General features: G+C 70.1%; 14 protein-coding genes. 2 read left to right on the top strand and 12 right to left on the bottom strand.

All coding sequences use genetic code 11. The features are described from left to right. Positions 1-4: 4 nt before the first annotated feature. From GSE44_RS01680 to GSE44_RS01650, 7 genes are all read right to left on the bottom strand, one after another. Entirely contained in the window at positions 5-1618 is a 1614-nt protein-coding gene (locus GSE44_RS01680; RefSeq protein WP_159346592.1) for a squalene/phytoene synthase family protein, read from the bottom strand. Continuing rightward, a complete protein-coding gene (locus GSE44_RS01675; RefSeq protein WP_159346590.1) occupies positions 1615-2709 on the bottom strand; it encodes a glycosyltransferase family 2 protein in 1095 nt (364 codons plus the stop codon). Before GSE44_RS01675 ends, GSE44_RS01680 begins: the two co-directional genes overlap by 4 nt. 44 nt (positions 2710-2753) lie before the next feature. Further along, the gene (locus GSE44_RS01670; RefSeq protein WP_201305880.1) at positions 2754-3548 is read right to left on the bottom strand and encodes a lysophospholipid acyltransferase family protein; all 795 of its coding nucleotides are present in this window, start codon (positions 3546-3548) and stop codon (positions 2754-2756) included. Between the two features lie 4 nt (positions 3549-3552). Next, complete coding sequence (locus GSE44_RS01665; protein ID WP_159346589.1) at positions 3553-5163, bottom strand: phytoene desaturase family protein; 1611 nt, start codon at positions 5161-5163, stop codon at positions 3553-3555. Positions 5164-5165: 2 nt separating this feature from the next. Then, positions 5166-6725 carry a phytoene desaturase family protein gene (gene crtI, locus GSE44_RS01660; RefSeq protein WP_159346587.1) on the bottom strand — a complete coding sequence of 520 codons (1560 nt, stop codon included), beginning with the start codon at positions 6723-6725 and terminating at the stop codon, positions 5166-5168. Positions 6726-6827: 102 nt separating this feature from the next. Beyond that, positions 6828-8411, bottom strand: a complete 1584-nt coding sequence (locus GSE44_RS01655) for an acyl-CoA dehydrogenase family protein (RefSeq protein WP_159346586.1) — start codon at positions 8409-8411, stop codon at positions 6828-6830. Beyond that, on the bottom strand, positions 8408-9544 hold the full coding sequence (locus GSE44_RS01650) for an FAD-dependent oxidoreductase (protein ID WP_159346584.1): 1137 nt from the start codon (positions 9542-9544) through the stop codon (positions 8408-8410). The genes GSE44_RS01655 and GSE44_RS01650 overlap by 4 nt, the downstream gene beginning before the upstream one ends. Before the next feature lie 299 nt (positions 9545-9843). On the opposite strand from GSE44_RS01650, the gene GSE44_RS01645 reads away from it, so the two are divergent. Both GSE44_RS01645 and GSE44_RS01640 read left to right on the top strand, forming a co-directional pair. Continuing rightward, on the top strand, positions 9844-10239 hold the full coding sequence (locus tag GSE44_RS01645; RefSeq protein ID WP_159346582.1) for a hypothetical protein: 396 nt from the start codon (positions 9844-9846) through the stop codon (positions 10237-10239). A 9-nt stretch (positions 10240-10248) separates the two neighbouring features. Continuing rightward, a complete protein-coding gene (locus GSE44_RS01640; protein ID WP_159346580.1) occupies positions 10249-10485 on the top strand; it encodes a hypothetical protein in 237 nt (78 codons plus the stop codon). A 312-nt stretch (positions 10486-10797) separates the two neighbouring features. Here the strand turns inward: GSE44_RS01640 and GSE44_RS01635 are convergent, their stop codons facing one another. From GSE44_RS01635 to GSE44_RS01615, 5 genes are all read right to left on the bottom strand, one after another. Beyond that, on the bottom strand, positions 10798-11637 hold the full coding sequence (locus GSE44_RS01635) for an aldose epimerase family protein (RefSeq protein ID WP_235924492.1): 840 nt from the start codon (positions 11635-11637) through the stop codon (positions 10798-10800). A 5-nt stretch (positions 11638-11642) separates the two neighbouring features. Then, on the bottom strand, positions 11643-12488 hold the full coding sequence (locus tag GSE44_RS01630) for an NAD-dependent epimerase/dehydratase family protein (RefSeq protein ID WP_159346578.1): 846 nt from the start codon (positions 12486-12488) through the stop codon (positions 11643-11645). Between the two features lie 84 nt (positions 12489-12572). After that, positions 12573-13859, bottom strand: a complete 1287-nt coding sequence (locus GSE44_RS01625; RefSeq protein ID WP_235924491.1) for a TRAP transporter large permease — start codon at positions 13857-13859, stop codon at positions 12573-12575. A 17-nt stretch (positions 13860-13876) separates the two neighbouring features. Beyond that, a complete protein-coding gene (locus tag GSE44_RS01620; RefSeq protein ID WP_159346574.1) occupies positions 13877-14383 on the bottom strand; it encodes a TRAP transporter small permease in 507 nt (168 codons plus the stop codon). 14 nt (positions 14384-14397) lie between these two features. Then, positions 14398-15378, bottom strand: a complete 981-nt coding sequence (locus GSE44_RS01615) for a TRAP transporter substrate-binding protein (RefSeq protein WP_159346572.1) — start codon at positions 15376-15378, stop codon at positions 14398-14400. Positions 15379-15383 lie beyond the last annotated feature (5 nt).

Raw genomic sequence — 15383 nt, 5'->3', positions numbered from 1 at the left:
GCCGTCACCATCCCAGCGCCATAGCCGCGAGCCGTGCCCGCTCGCCCGTGCTAAGCCGCGGCCTTGCACGGGGCGGCTCGAAGCCACGGGCCGTAAGGCGGTCCAGCAAGCGGCGATAGGCCCACATCATTATTCGGGCCGGGCGGAGCGGCCGGGAATCCGCCGCCGCCAGCGCCGCCTCGGCCTCGGCGAATCCCGCCTCGGCGCGGGCGAGCAGCCGGTGGCAGGCGTCGTGCAGATCGGGACGGGCCAGGAGCTCGGCGGCGGGTGCATCGGCACCGAGCCAGGAGAGGGGGATGTAGACGCGCTCGCGCGCCGCATCCTCGTCGATGTCGCGCAGGATGTTCACGAGCTGCAGCGTGCGCCCCAGGGCAAGGCCGAAACCCTCGGCCTCCGGCGCGCCGAAGATGCGGACCGAAAGGGCACCGACGCTGCCGGCGACGCGGCGGCAGTAAAGGTCCAGCGCCGCTTCGTCCGCCAGGCGCAGGCGGCGGGCGGAATCGGCCTCCATCCCGTCGATCATGGCGAGGCATTCGGCTTTCGGCAGGTCGAAGCGGGCGCGAGCGCGGGCCAGCTCGCGCGAGAGGGCGCAATCGGGCGCATCCAGCTTGGCCCGCCATTCGGCGAGGAAGCGGCGCTTCTCCGCCTCGGGCGCGGCGCCGTCGGCGATGTCATCCACGGCACGGCAGAAGGCATAGACCGCGTAAAGCGCACGGCGGCGCTCGCCGCGCAGGCTGGCCATGCCGCGCGCGAAGGATGAACCGGCGCGGGACACGCGGGTGCGAACCAAGGCGGTGTCCGAGGGCCCGCCCAGCGGCGCTGCGATCAGGGCGGCCAGGGCATCGGGCTTGGTCAGCGCGACGCGGGAGGCCATCGGATCCCCGGTGCGGAGCCGGGTGAGGAGGCGCCGGGCGCAGCCGATGGTGGTGGCGGATTCCAGTGCCAGGCGGCGGCTCCGCAGCAGCCGCGGCAGGGCGGCGGCGGCGTCGAGCAGGGCTTCGGTGCGGTCCAGCAGCGCGTCGAGCAGGGCGCGGCGGGGCGCGGGATCGGTGAAGACGGCCTGCTTCCCGCCTACCGCTTCCATCCAGGAGCGCGGCAGGTAGATGCGGCCGAGGGCGGCGCGGTCCTCACCCATGTCCTGCAGGTGGTTCAGAACCTGCAGGGCGATGCAGAGCGCATCGGCGGCGCGGGCGGCCTCCGGCCCCTCCCCATGGATGCGCAGCAGGAAGCGGCCGACGGGCACGGCGGAATGGGCGCAGTAATCCGCCAGCGCATCCCAATCCTCACAGCCCTCGTTGCGGGCATCACGGCGAAAGGCGGTGAGCATGCGGCGCGCCTCCTCGACACCGGCTCCGCTCTCGCGCAGGCCGGTCGCCTCGGGCACGTCCGGAAGGTCATGGGTTGCACCGTCCAGCGCGGCCTCTATGGCATCCAGGCGGCGCAGCTTTTCCGCGGGCTCCAGGTCGGCGGCATCCGCGATGTCGTCGGCCAGCCGGACAACGCGGTAGAAGGCGAGCACATGGCCGCGCACCGCCGGCGCCAACAGGCGGGAGGCGACGGGGAAGTTCTCGCTGTCCGGGCCGCGCGTCGGGGGGCCTGCGGCGATGCTCGCGCTCATGCGCCATCCGCCGCGCGATAGGCCCGGCCCTTCCACCCCGCGGGGCGGCCGAGGGCGGAGCGTGCCAGCGCCGTCCATTGGATCGCCAGTGCCACCGCGACGGTCGCGGGATGCAGCGGGATGGTCCAGGAGGGCTCCTTGGCCCGCCAGGTGATGGCGGCGCGGGTGAGATAGCCGAGGATCAGCGCGGCGCCCGCCAGCGGCGATGGCAGGAGCAGCCAGGGCAGGATATGCCCGCCGGCCAGGAGGAGGGTCCAGACCGGCAGGCCGACCGGGGTCGCCATGCCCTCGCGCGCATTCTTCAGGAAGCCGTTCCAGGCCTCGCCGAAGCCGGAATACATGCGGCATTCGGCAAGGCTGGCGCCATCCACCACCTCCGTGCGGTGGCCGGCGGCGCGGAGGATGCGGGACAGGGCCAGCCCGTCATGCAGGCGGTGCTTGAAGGCGGCATGGCCCCCGACCGCCTCATAGGCGCCGCGCTCCACCAGGATGAGCTGCCCGCAGGCGGCCGCCATGGCGGGATGCGCGGTGAAGGCGCGGCCGCCGCCGGGCAGGTAGCCCATCATCAGCAGGTTGATGGCGGGAACGGTCAGCCCTTCCCCCAGCGTTCCCATGCGCTGGCGCGGCACGCCGGTAACGAGGGCGATCCCATGGACCTCCGCATGGCCGGCCATGCGCGCCGCCGTATCCGGCGCGAGGCGCACATCGGCATCGATGAAGAGCAGATGCGTGCCTTGCGCGGCCTCGGCCAGGCGGGCGCAAGCATGCACCTTGCCGGTCCAGCCCGGTGGCAGGGGCGGTGCGTGCAGCAGGCGCAGGCGCGAATCCCCGGTGGCGCGCGCCGCGACGATTTCGGCCGTTGCGTCGCATGAGCCGTCATCCATCACCAGCACCTCCACCGCCACGCCCGTGCTGGCGAGGACGGCGTCCAGGCAAGCAGCGATGTTCGCCGCCTCGTCGCGCGCGGGGATGAGGATGGAGACGAGGGCGCCCGGCGCCGCCGTGCCGGATGCCGCCCGCAGCAGGACGAGGTTCACCGCCGCCATGCTGGCGGGGAAGGCGGCGAGCGCCAGGGCCAGCGCATCCATCATCGCGCGGCCATCCCGTTGCGTGTCCCGGTCGTCACGGGCGCATCCTAGCCGGATTTGGCGCGGCGCGCATGGCGCGGGTCGAAGCGGCGGCCGCGCAGCAAGGCGGTGATGCGGCGCCAGAGGTCGTAGATGCCGCCCATCCCCTCCGCGCCCTCGGCCAGCATTTCGAAGCGGGCGGGGTCGCGGGTGATGGCATCGAGCGTCAGGCGGTCCATCGTCTCGGTCAGGGCTGCGCGGATGCGGGCCTCGCGCGCTTCGCGGTCCAGCGCCAGCAGGTCGCGCGCCTCTAAAGGGGTACCGAAGGCCGCCAGCATCTCGGGGCGGCGTTCGGTCCAGAGCACGTAATCGAGGGCAAGCGGCAGAACCACCGCCTCGGGCGCGATCTCCGGCAGGCGCGTGACACCCGGGGCGATGGCGACGGGGCGCTCCCGCACATCCTGGAAGCGGCCCGGCGCGTTCATCCAGAGCATGGCGCGCGGCGCCGCCAGCACCTCGGCGGCGGTGCGGAGGAAAGCCACGGCCCCGCGCGGCCCCGGTTCGATTCCGAAGACGCCGAGGCGCCGCATGAAGCGGTATTTCGCCAGTGCCGCCGCTTCCATCGGGATGAAGATGTGCCGGTTGGGGAAGAGGCGCACGGGAAGCAGCATGAAGGCCACCCCATCCCACCAGGAGGGATGGTTGGCGAGGACGATCAGCGGGCGCCCGGCGGGATCCTCCGGGATGCCCCAGGGCGGCACGCGCAGCGCGCCCATGTGGCGCCGGAAGAAGCGCGAGAAGATGAGATGGAAGAAGCCGAAGAGCCGCTCATCCCGCAGGGCGAGGGGGGACGGCTCCGCCATCCCGCTACCCGGCCGCCGGGGCCAGCAGCGCATCCCGCGTGCCGGCGCGCTCCGCCGCCTCGGACATGCCGCGCCCGCCCATGTCGCGGTCCAGCGCATCGGCCGCGATCCAGCCGGACATCATCACCATTGGCATGCCGGGGCCAGGATGCGCCGCGCCACCCGCGAGATACAGTCCCTTCACGGCACGCGATCGGTTGCCCGGCTTGAAGGCGCCCATCCAGGCACCGTGGGAGGCGAGGCCGTAGATCGCGCCGTCCAGCACCCTGTAGCGGTCATGGATGTCCTGCGGCGTGAGTGCCTGCTCCACCACGATCCGCTCCTCGATATCCTCCATCCCGGCGGTGCGCTTCAGCTTGTCCAGGATCACCTGCCGGTACTGCGGCAGCATCTTCGACCAATCCTGCCCGGGGCGCAGATGCGGCGTGTGCACGAGCACATACAGCGCCTCTCCGCCATCCGGCGCGACGGAGGGGTCGGTTCCCGAGGGTGCGGCGAGATAGGCGGTGGGATCGAGCGCCGGGACGCCCTTCTTGTAGATTGCGTCGAACTCCTCCTCCGCGTCGCGGGAGAAGACGAAGTCATGATGCGCGAGATGATCGTAGCGCTTGTTCAGGCCAAGATAGAGCACGACGCCGGAGCAGGCGGGCTCGAAGCGCTTCCTCTCGTATTTCCGGCCGGTCTTGCCGCCCACCAGCTCCTTGTAGGTGCGGATGGCGTCCATGTTGGAGATCACGGCATCGAAGGGAATGGTCTCGCCCCTCGCCACCACGCCCGCGACGCGGGTGCCGTTGTCGCGCAGGTCGAGGCCCGTCACCTCCGTGCCCGGGCGCAGCTCGGCGCCGAGGCGCTCCGCCAGCTTCGCCAGCCCCTCCGCCACCGCGCGCGTGCCGCCCACGGGGTACCAGATGCCCTCGCTCGCCTGCATGTCGCCGATGCCGCAGAGCACGGCGGGGGCCAGATAGGGCGAGGAGCCGACATACTGGCAGTAATGGTCCAGCATCTGCGCCAGCCGCGAATCCGGCACATGGCCGCGGATGACCTTGGCGACGGTCTTCCCCATGCGCAGCGCCATCACATCCTTCAGCGTGTTGGACTGCATGTTCGAGCGGAAGTCGATCGTGTCTGTCAGGTCCTCGACGGACTTCCAGAAAAAAAATCCTTCGGAGATGCGGTGCAGGTTCTCGGATTCACGCTGGAAGGCGCGGTAGCCGGCGCCGTTGCCGGGCGCGAAGGCATCCATCCTCCGCGCCATCGCCTCGACATCCTCTCCGAGGTCGATGCGCGCGCCGTCCTCGAAGAAGCAGCGCCATTGCGGGTCCAGCCGGATCAGCGGCAGGTCGCGCGCCTGCTCGCGCCCAGCTTCGGCGAAGATGCGGCGCAGCACGCGGGGCACGGTGAGAATGGTCGGGCCCATGTCGAAGCGGAAGCGGCCGCCATTGCGCCCGCCTGGCGTTTGCGGCGCATCGAGATGCAGCACCGCCGCTTTGCCGCCCAGCCACTCATTCTTGTCGAACAGCGTCACCTGGTGCCCGCGCGCCTGTGCCACGCAGGCCGCCGCGAGCCCGCCCAGCCCGCCGCCGATCACCGCGACCCTGGACTTTCCTGCCGCCATGCTCAGATCCTCGTTGAGATGGGCGCACGGCCCATGTCGCGCAGCAGCAGATTGGCGCTGATCCGCGCGCCTTCGTAGATGACCGGCAGGCCGGAGCCGGGATGCGTGCCCCCGCCCACCAGATACAGGCCCTGCGTGTCGCCGAAGCGGTTGCCGGGGCGGAACATCAGCATCTGCCGCAGGTCATGCGCCAGGTTGAAGGTGGCGCCGTAGCCCACGGCGAATTCGTCCCGCCAGTCGCGCGGCGTCACCACCTTCTCATAGCGGATGCGGGACTCGATATCGGGCACGCCCAGGGTGCGCAGGCGGTTCAGCGCCAGGCAGCGGTAATGCACGGTGTCCGCCTCCGTCCATTCATGCCCATGGGTGAGGTTCGGCACCGGAACCAGCAAATAGAGGCTGGAATGACCGGGCGGCGCCATGGAAGGGTCCGTCACCACGGGGTTGTGCAGGTAGAGGGAGGGCGTGTCCGGCACCGTACCCTGCTCGATCTCGCGGATGTTGCGCTGGTAGTCCTCGGACAGCAGGACGGTGTGGTGCGCCAGATCCGGGAACTCACCCTCGACGCCAAGATAGAGCATGAAGGTGGAGCAGGAGTAGCGCGCATTCCCGATCCGCCGGTCCGACCATCTCCGGCGGATCTCGTCCGGGACCAGCCGCGGCATGGCATGGGCGAAATCGGCGTTCATCACCACCGCATCAGCCGGAAGATGGAATCCGCCGGCCTCCACCCCGGTCGCGCGGTTGCCCTTGAAGGTGATGCGCTCGACCGGCGTGTTGAGCCGGAACTCCACGCCCAGATCGGCCGCCACCCGCGCCATCGCCGTTGCCACGCTGCCGCAGCCGCCGCGTGGGTGGAACACGCCATGTTCGTATTCGAGGAAGGAAAGGATGGTGAAAAGGCTGGGGCAACGGAACGGGCTCATCCCCAGGTATTTCGACTGGAAGGAGAAGGCGAGCCGCGTGCGCGGATCATGGAAATGGCGGCGCAGATCGGCATCCACCGAGCGCCCGGGACGTAGCAGCGGCAGGGCGCGCAGCATGTCCGGCGCCATCAGGTCCGCTGCACGGCTGAAGGCGCGTTCCAGGACGGGGCGGAAGGCGGCCAGCTTGCGCCGGTTCTCCTCCATGAAGGGGCGCACCCCGGCGGCGTCGCGCGGGTCCAGCCGGGCCACCTCCGCCTCCATCCGGCCGAGGTCGGAGGTCGCCTCCAGCGTGGTGTGGCCGGCCGCGGCTTCAAAGACGAGCCGGTATTGCGGGTCGAGGCGGATCAGCTCCACCTCATCCTCCAGCCGGGCGCCGCATTCCGCGAAAACCTCCGCCAGGATGCGCGGATAGAGGAAGAAGGTCGGCCCCAGGTCGAAGCGGTAGCCGCCCGGCGCCTCCCCCGAGGTCGAGATCGTCCGGCTACGTCCGCCGACGACCCGGTCCTTCTCCAACAAAGTTACGCGCAGGCCGCGCGCGGCGAGAAGCATGGCAGATGCCAGCCCACCCGGGCCGGCCCCGATGACGACGGCATGCGGCCGTTCGGGGCGCAGTGCAGGGTGGCTGAGGGCGTTCATCGGACTCCTGCGTGGCAGCAACCAAGAGGATGTTTGGCCGGATGACGAACGCGCAAGGGTCCTTCCCGACTGCAACCGCATGCTTGCGAATGCGTGAACGGCTCAGGGAGACGCTTCAGCCTCGGCCAGCCGGGCCTCGGCACGGGGCATGAGGCGCCGCAGGAAGAAGGCGGCCTCCGCCCCGAAACCCGTGTCGGCCGCGGCGGCACGGGCCAGCCAAGCGCCCCCCAGAACCCAGCCGGCGGCATCGAGGAAGGGTACGGCGGCGGCGCCCGCCTGCTCCGCGGGCGCGGTGGTAAGTGCCTCGGCGGTCCGGGCCAGGGCGCGGGCCGGCGCCTCCAGTGCCGGATGCGCCCCCTCGGCCTCGCGGGCCAGGGCGAGGAAGGCGGGCAGCTCGCGCGGCAGCTTGCGGGCGACGAGGTCCAGCGCCTGGATACCGTTGGTGCCCTCGTAGATCGGCGTGATGCGGGCATCGCGCCAGATCTGCGCCGCCCCGCTTTCCTCGACATAGCCGGCGCCGCCATGCACCTGGATGCCGAGGCTCGCCACCTCCACCGCGCGGTCGGTGCACCAAGCCTTCACGATCGGGGTCAGCAGGGCGAGGCGCGTCTCCGCCCCCGGCTCCCCTGCCCTCGCCCGGTCGAGCGACACGGCGCAGTCCAGCGCCAGCAGCCGCGCGGCCTGGGTGACGGCGCGCATCTCGCCCAGCATGCGCGCCACGTCCGGGTAAGTGGCGATCGGCTGGCCGCCCTGCACGCGCCCCGCCGCATAGGCCTCGGCCACCATGGTGGCGCGGGCGCATTGGCCGACGCCCTCCACCCCCACCGCCAGCCGCGCAGCATTCATCATGGCGAACATGGCTGGCAGCCCGCGATGCAGCTCGCCGACCAGCTCGGCCTCGGCTTCCTCGAAGATCATGGTGCAGGTGGGGGAGGCGTGGATGCCCGGCTTGTGTTCGATCCCTCCGCAGCGAACGCCGTTGCGGCGGCCATCCGGCAGGAATTTCGGGCAGGCGAAAAGACTGATTCCGCGCGATCCGGCCGGCGCATCCGGCAGGCGCGCGAGGACGAGGTGGAGCGTGTTCTCCGCGATGTCGTTCTCGCCCCAGGTGATGAAGATCTTCTGGCCGCTGATGCGATAGCCCTCACCGTCCGGCACGGCCCGGGTGCGGACGGTGGAAAGGTCGCTTCCCGCCTGCGGCTCGGTCAGGCACATGGTGCCGTTCCAGGCAGCGGAAATCAGCGGCGGCAGGAAGCGCGCGGCCTGGTCGGGCGTCGCGTGATGCGCCAGCAGCTCAACGGCGCCGGCAGTCAGAAGCGGCATCAGCGTGAAGGCCATGTCGGCGGAGGAAGCCAACTCGAGCACCGCGGCCCACATGGCATGGGGCAGGCCCTGACCTCCATGCGCGGCGGGAGCGGCAACACCCTGCCAACCCGCCTCCCGCCATTCGGCCAGCAGGCCGGCGTAATGCGGCGGGGTGCGGACGCGGCCATTCTCCAGCACGCAGCCGGCGCGGTCCGCCTCCATGCGGCCGGGCGCGATCCGCTCCTCGGCGAAGCGCGCCGCCTCCTCCAGAACCGCCGCCACATCCCCGGCCGCCAGCGGTGCGCCGAGGCGCTCCGACAGGCCTGGCAGGTCGTGCAGCCTGGTCAGCGCGAAGGAGAGGGTGCCGGCCGCGTCCATCATGCCGCGACATCCCTCGCCTGCGCGCCATCGCCCGCGGCCCAGCCGGGCAGGGCCGCCATCCGCGCGGGATCGTCCAGCGCCGCCGCAACGGCGCGGCCCAGCACCGGGCCGAACTTGAAGCCATGGCCGGAGAATCCGCTCATCACCACGCAACGGTCGGACAGCGGCTCGACGACGAAGCGCTCCTGCGCCTCCACGTCGTAGTAGCAGGCGCGGGCCTCCACCACGCGATAGGCTTCCGCATTCCGCAGCCGCGGCAGCGCGAGGGCGAGGATTCCATCCCGCTCCTCGGCGGAGGCCTCGCGCCGGTCATCCGCATCGCCTGTGCAGGAGAAACGGTGGTCGCCGATCTTCAGCCCGGTGCCGGCGACCGGCGGCACGGCGTAGAAGCCGCCCTCCTCCGACAGGTCCAGCACCATGGGCGCGTGCGCCCAGGCCTTACGGTGCTCCGGCGGCGGCTCGAGATAGACGAGGATCTGGCGCGATGGCACGACGCGCGCGGCCAGCTCCGGCAGCAGCCGCGGCGCCCAGGGCCCGGCGGCGACCACCAGGTGCTCGCCGCCGATCCGTGTGCCGTCGGAAAGCTGCAGCGCCGCGCGGGCCGGGTCGATGCCGGTGGCCCGGGCGCGGAGGAAGCGCACCCCGCGCGCTTCCAGATGGCGTGACAGGGCGGCGACGATCCGCCGCGCCATCAGCACGCCGCCCCGCGGCGCCAGGAAGGCATCGGACAGGCCTTCGGCGCGCAGCCAGGGGAATCGCGTGGCCAGACGGTCCGGCGACAGGTCCTCGATCTGGTGCTGGTCGTCCCGCAGGGCTCGGCGGCTGGTGGCGAACCAGTCCGCCTCGGGCACGGTGCCTCCGGCCAGGGCCAGCACGCCCGTCTCAGCATAGGGCCGTTCCCCGATAGCCTCGAAAACGGCATCCCAGGCTTCATAGGCCTCGTCGACCATCCGCATGTAGCCGGTGGCGACGCCATAGGCGTGGCGGATGAGGCGGTGGTCGTCCACCGAGGCACCGCGCGGATTGGGGCGCTCGTCCTGCTCCACCACCGTCACGCCATGGCCGGCCGATGCCAGGGCCCAGGCGGTGGAAAGGCCCATGATCCCGGCCCCGAGGACAAGTGCATTTCCCATGCGCCCATCCTGCCCGCGGACGGAGCCGGGCGAAACCCGGCTCCGATGCGGTTCAGCGGCGGGCGTTGGGCTTGCGGGCGGTGCCACCCCGGGCCGGAGCCTTGCGTGGCGCGCTACGTGGCGTCGGGTTCTTGGCAGGTGCCTTGGCGGCCGTCGCGCGGCTGCGGGCCGGCGCCTTTGTGGCGCGCGGCTTGGTCGCTGCCTTGCGAAGGGGGGCCTTCGCCGTGGTGCCGCGCGCGGGTGCAGGCTTCGTCGCCGCCCGACGGGCGGCCGCCTGACGGGTGGTTGGATTTGCAGCGGTGCGGCGCGCCGCCGGCTTGGTCGCAGCCTTCCGTGGGGTGGCAGTCCGCGTGGGCTTCGCCCGCGTGGCTGGCTTCGCCGCTGTCCGCGATGCCGCACTGCGCGTGCTGGCGGCACTGCGCGTGCTGGCGGCCTTGCGCGCGGTGGTGCCCGTTGCGGCGCGCCGGGTCGTCGCCTTCGTCGCAGCGGTCCTGGTAGAGGGCTTCGCGCTGGCCGTCTTGCGGGACGAGGCGCGCTTCGCGGTGGCGGGCGCGGCCTTGCGTGTCACGGCCGTCCTGCTGGCAGCGGCACGCTTCGCGGGCGCCTTCCGGCTGGCCGAGGTCACGCGCGTCCTGGCCGCAGCCGAATTGCGCGTGGTGGAGGCCGTCGTCTTCTTCGCCGCCGTCGCGGGTTGAGCCGCAGGCTTGCGCGCCCCTGTCGTGCTGCGCCTGGTGGTGGACGCCGGCGTCGTGGCGCTCCGCGTCGCCGCACTGCGCTTCGTGGCCGGCCGCGCTGCGTCGCGCGCCTTCGCCGTCTTGCGTGCGACATCAGCCGGCTGGCGGGAGAACTGCTTGCCCTCGGCAGTGTCGCGCCGCTTGCGCGCCGTGCTGCGCGCGTATTCGGAATCGCTCAGCACATCACGCGCCTTGCGCGGCAGGTAGCGCTCGCCGGTCTTGCCGCTTGCGCGGCCAGACTTCGTGCCCCACTCCTCCTTCGTCCATTGCGAAAGATGGTTGTCCTCACTCTTCCCGTCGACATAGCCGCCGCCGGCCTTCTTGTACTCCGCGACCGCGAGCTGCGCCTTGCGCGCCGACCATTCACCCGCATCGCCGCCCTTCGTGCCGCGCCTGATGCGTGCCTTCAACCTGTTCCAGAGCTTCGTATCCGTCTTGCGTGCCGTGCCGGATGCCATGTCGCAATCCTCCGTCCTTCGCGAGCCAACGCCCCGCGAATCCCGAAGGTTGCCGGTTGCATCACGTTACAGGCAGCAGCGACACGCGCCCTGTCATTAATTCGCCGGGTGCGAGATGCCGCATGTCGCCCAGCCGGGCGAAGCCCGGCCGGTTCACCACATCCGGCACATGGCTCACTGGTTCCACGCAGATCACCGGCGCACCATGCGGCGCGAAGACCTGCAGATTGCGCGACCACGCCTCCTCCGCGCGCAAGGTGAAGGCGGCTTCACCCAGGCTCAGCCGCGCCTGGCCATCCCAGCCGGTGTAATGCGTGTCCAGCCCGGAATAGGCATCCTCTCCGCCATCCACGCCGCGCGAGGGAACGGTTGCCACAGGCAGGTTGCGGTCGTCCCGCGCCAGCGTCCCCGTCGCGTGAAAGGACAGCGTCGTGCCGGCGGGGCGCGCGAAGAAGGGATGCCAGCCGGTGCCAAAGGGCATGTTCTCCGTACCCCGGTTCCTCACCGTGAGCGCGAGCGAAAAGGCCTCGTCCAGCACCACCTCCAGCCGCGCTGCGTAGCGATAAGGTGCCTCGTCGATCTCCTGCACCAGCACTGCGCGATCGGGCGCAGCGCCTTCCACGCGCCACGAATGCTCGCGCGAGATCCCGTGCAGTGCCGTACGCTCCACCGCGCGGTTGCAGGGGAAGTGATGCACGCCGCCAGGATAGGGCAGACGGCCCTCGTCCAGGCGGTTGCTCCAGGGCAGCATCAGGAAGGCGCCGGCCCAGTAGTCGTTGGGATCGGCGCCCGTCGGCAGCGGCAGCAGCACGTCCTGCCCCGCATGGGCGAGCATGGCCAGCGCCCCGCCCCGCTCCGGCAGCAGCGCGGCGCGCCATGCCCCTCCTGCGATTTCCAGCACGGCGCTCAGTCCAGCGAGAACTGATCCTTCGGTGAGGGCGCTTCGCGCGTGTAGTCCATGGCGGTGTAGCTGCCCCCCTGGTAGCGCTCCGTCACCGGATTGCCGGAAACCTTTTCGCCCACCTTCTCACGGTACGGCTCGGCGGAATCCTGCGGCTCCCAGCCGATGCGGTCGCGATGATCCTTGCCCCAGTAGGTGTCGGGATTGTTCGAGGCGCCCCAGACCACCGCATGGCCGATCCGCGGCGCGGTGAGGAACTTCTCCGCCGCGCGCGCCAGGTCATCATAGGACAGCCAGGTGGAGAGCATCCGCCGCTCCGCCGGCTCGGGGAAGGCGGAGCCGATACGGAGGTTCAGGTTCTCCACCCCGTGCTTGTCCCAGTACATCCGCCCCATCAGCTCCCCATAGGCCTTGGAGAGGCCGTAGAAAGTGTCGGGACGGAAGGCGCAATCGGCGTCGAGCAACTCCCCGTTGCCGGCCGGCCGCTCATGGAAGCCGATGGCATGGTTGCTGCTGGCGAAGAGCACCCGCGCCTTCTCGCGCCGTGCCGCCTCATACACGTGGTACAGGCCGCGGATATTGGGGCCCAGCACCACCTCGAACGGGTGCTCCGTGCTGATGCCGCCGAAATGCAGGATGGCCTGGCAGCCTTCGGCGAGGCGCAGGATGGTGGGGCCATCGTTCAGGTCGGCCTTGGTGAAGGCCGCCCCCTTGGGCAAGTCGTCCGGGAAGGGCGCGATGTCGGTCAGTCGCAGGGTCCATCCTGCGGCCCCCAGGGCACGCGACAGCACGCGTCCGAGCGCGCCGGATGCCCCGGTCAGCAGGACGGGGCGGTCCTTGGCAGCGTTCATGGCATCCTTCTCCGTGTCGTCACGGGTGCATGGTGGCGTGGGCCGGCCTCGGCGTGAAGCCACTCCCGGCCCTTGGCGGCTCGCCTAGCCGCCGTAGCCGAGCGCGAGCCGGGGGATGGTGAGGGAGACCGCGGGCCAATAGGTGGTCAATGCCAGCGCCACCAGGATAGCCGCATAGAAGGGAACGATGGTCTTCATGACATGCTCGATCGGGATGCGCCCGATGGCGCATCCGACAAAGAGAACGGCGCCTACCGGTGGCGTCGTCAGCCCCAGGCCGAGATTCATCATCATCACCATGCCGAACTGCACCGGGTCCATGCCAATGGAAGTGACAACGGGCAGGAAGATCGGGGTGGTGATCAGGATCAGGGGCGCCATGTCCATCACGCAGCCCAGCAGCAGCAGGGCCACGTTGATCATCAGCAGAATGACGATGGGATTGTCGCTGATGGACAGCATTGCCTGGGTCAGCAGGTCGGCGAACTGGTACAGCGCGAGGAGATAGGCGAAGGCGCTGGCGGTGCCAACCAGCAGCATGACGATGGCCGTGGTGCGGACCGAGGCCGCGACCGAGACCTTGAAGCTCTCCCAGCTCAGCCCGCGATAGACGATCAATGTCACCAGCAGCGCCCAGATTGCGCCGAAGGCCGCGCTCTCCGTCACGGTGAACACGCCGGACAGCACGCCGCCCAGGATGATCACCGCCGTCACCATGCCAGGCAGCGCATCCAGGAAGCTCCAGGCCAGGGCCCGGAACCCCGCCCAGGGCTCGGCGGGATAGCCGCGCTTCACCGCGATGATATAGGCCGTGACGCCGAGGCAGAGGCACATCAGCACGCCCGGCACGATGCCCGCGAGGAACAGAGCGGAAACCGAAATACCGCCTCCCGCCGCGAGCGAGTAGATGATCATGTTGTGGCTGGGCGGGATCATGATCCCCGCGATGGAGGAGGTGGCGGTGACTGCCACCGCATAATCCGTGTCGTAGCCCTTCTGCTTCATCGCCGGGATCAGCAGCGTGCCGACCGCGGAGGCATCCGCCACGGCCGAGCCCGAGATCCCGCCGAACAGCATGGAGGAGGCGACGTCGACAACACCCAGGCCACCGCGCATCCAACCAACGAAGCCGGATGCGACGTTGATCAGGCGCCGTGCGATGCCACCATGCATCATGATCTCGCCGGCGAAGATGAAGAAGGGGATGGCAAGCAGCGAGAAGATGCTCATCCCCGCCGTCATCTGCTGGAAGGCGACGGCAGGATTGATGTCTTCCCACAGGAAGCCGGCGACTGCGGCAACGCCGAGGGTGAAGGCCACCGGCAGCCCGGTGACGATCCCCGCAATAAAAATCGCGAAGATCAGGATCAAACCGGTTTCCAAGGAGTCTACTCCAGGGTGACGATGGTGGCGTCGGGCTGCCGTGCGCCGGTCAGGTCGCGTACCACCTGCTCGGCGGCGAAAAGGGCGATCAAGATGCCGCCGACGATCAGCGGCACATAGGTCCAGCCCTGGCGGATCCCCAGCAGCGGGATGCGGATGGCCCAGGCCGTCTCGACCAGCTCCCAGGAGTAGAAGGCCATAGCTAGGCCGAAGAGGCCCACCACGGCATCGGAGAGGATCGTCGCCACGCGCTTCGCCCGCGGCGGCAGTGCATCCCGAAAGCCAATCACCGAGAGATGGAAGCGCTCTCGCACCCCGACCGCCGCGACCGGCAGCGAGATGGAAAGGACGATCAGCACCGCCGTCCGCTCCACCCAGGTGGGCGTGTCGTTCAGCACGTAACGGCCGAACACCATCCACCCCGTGATGGCCACCAGGAAGACGAGCGCCGCCCCGGCCACGACGATGACAAACCGGGACAGCGTGTCGAACACGCGGGAGACGGCGTCCATCTGCGCGGCCTGCCTCAGCGTGCTTCGCGGATTCGTCTTACGAGCTCCGCCATCCGCGGCTCGCTGGCATACTTGGTGTAGAGCGGCTCCATCAGCCGGGACCAGGGCGCACGATCCGTGATCTCGATAACCTGCGCGCCACCTGCGACGACCTTATCCCGGCTGGTCCGCTCACGCTCCGCCCACAGCTCTCGCTGATAGGTCGCGCTCTCGCGGGCAGCCGTCCGCAGCAGCTCGCGGTCCGCCGCGTTCAGGCGCTGCCAGCGCTGGCGGGAGACCGCCAGGATTTCTGGCACGTTGGAATGCTCCGTGGTGGTGAAGTAGCGCGCCACCTCGAAGTGCCGTGTGCTCTCATAGGACGGCCAGTTGTTCTCGGCCGCATCGATCACACCGGACTGGAGGGAGGTGTAGACTTCCCCGAAGGGCAGCGGCGTCGCATTGGCGCCGAGGGCCCGCATGATGTCGATCCACAGATCCGAGGTCTGCACGCGCACCTTCAGGCCGCGCATGTCCTCGGGTGTGCGGATGGGGCGGCGCGCGTACATGCTGCGCGCACCCGCGTCATACCAGGCCAGCACCACGAAGCCGGCTTTCGCCAGGTCCTCGCCCACCGCGTCGCCGATCGGACCATCCACCACGGCATGCTGATGCGCCACGTCGCGGAAGATGAAGGGCAGCGTGAAAACCTGGGTCGAGGGGACGATGTTGTTCAGCCCGCTCATGTTGAATTCGGCGAAGTCGATGCTGCCGATCCGCATCTGCTGAATCGCCTCGTCCTGCTGGCCGAGCTGCGCGGAGTGAAAGGTGCGCATGCGGATGCGGTTGTTGGTCCGCTGCGCCACGAGTTCCGTGAAGCGATCCATTCCGCGTGAAACGGGATAGTCCGGCGGATGGATGTTCCAGCCCCGCCACTCCTGCGCCTGACTGGGGGTGGACACCCATGGCAACGCGGCGAGCACGGCCGCCGTCGCGATGCGGGCGATGCGTCGGAACATCAAAC

Source organism: Muricoccus harenae (assembly GCF_009848505.1).
Taxonomy (GTDB): domain Bacteria; phylum Pseudomonadota; class Alphaproteobacteria; order Acetobacterales; family Acetobacteraceae; genus Roseomonas; species Roseomonas harenae.
This window is presented reverse-complemented; position numbering and strand designations above follow the sequence as displayed.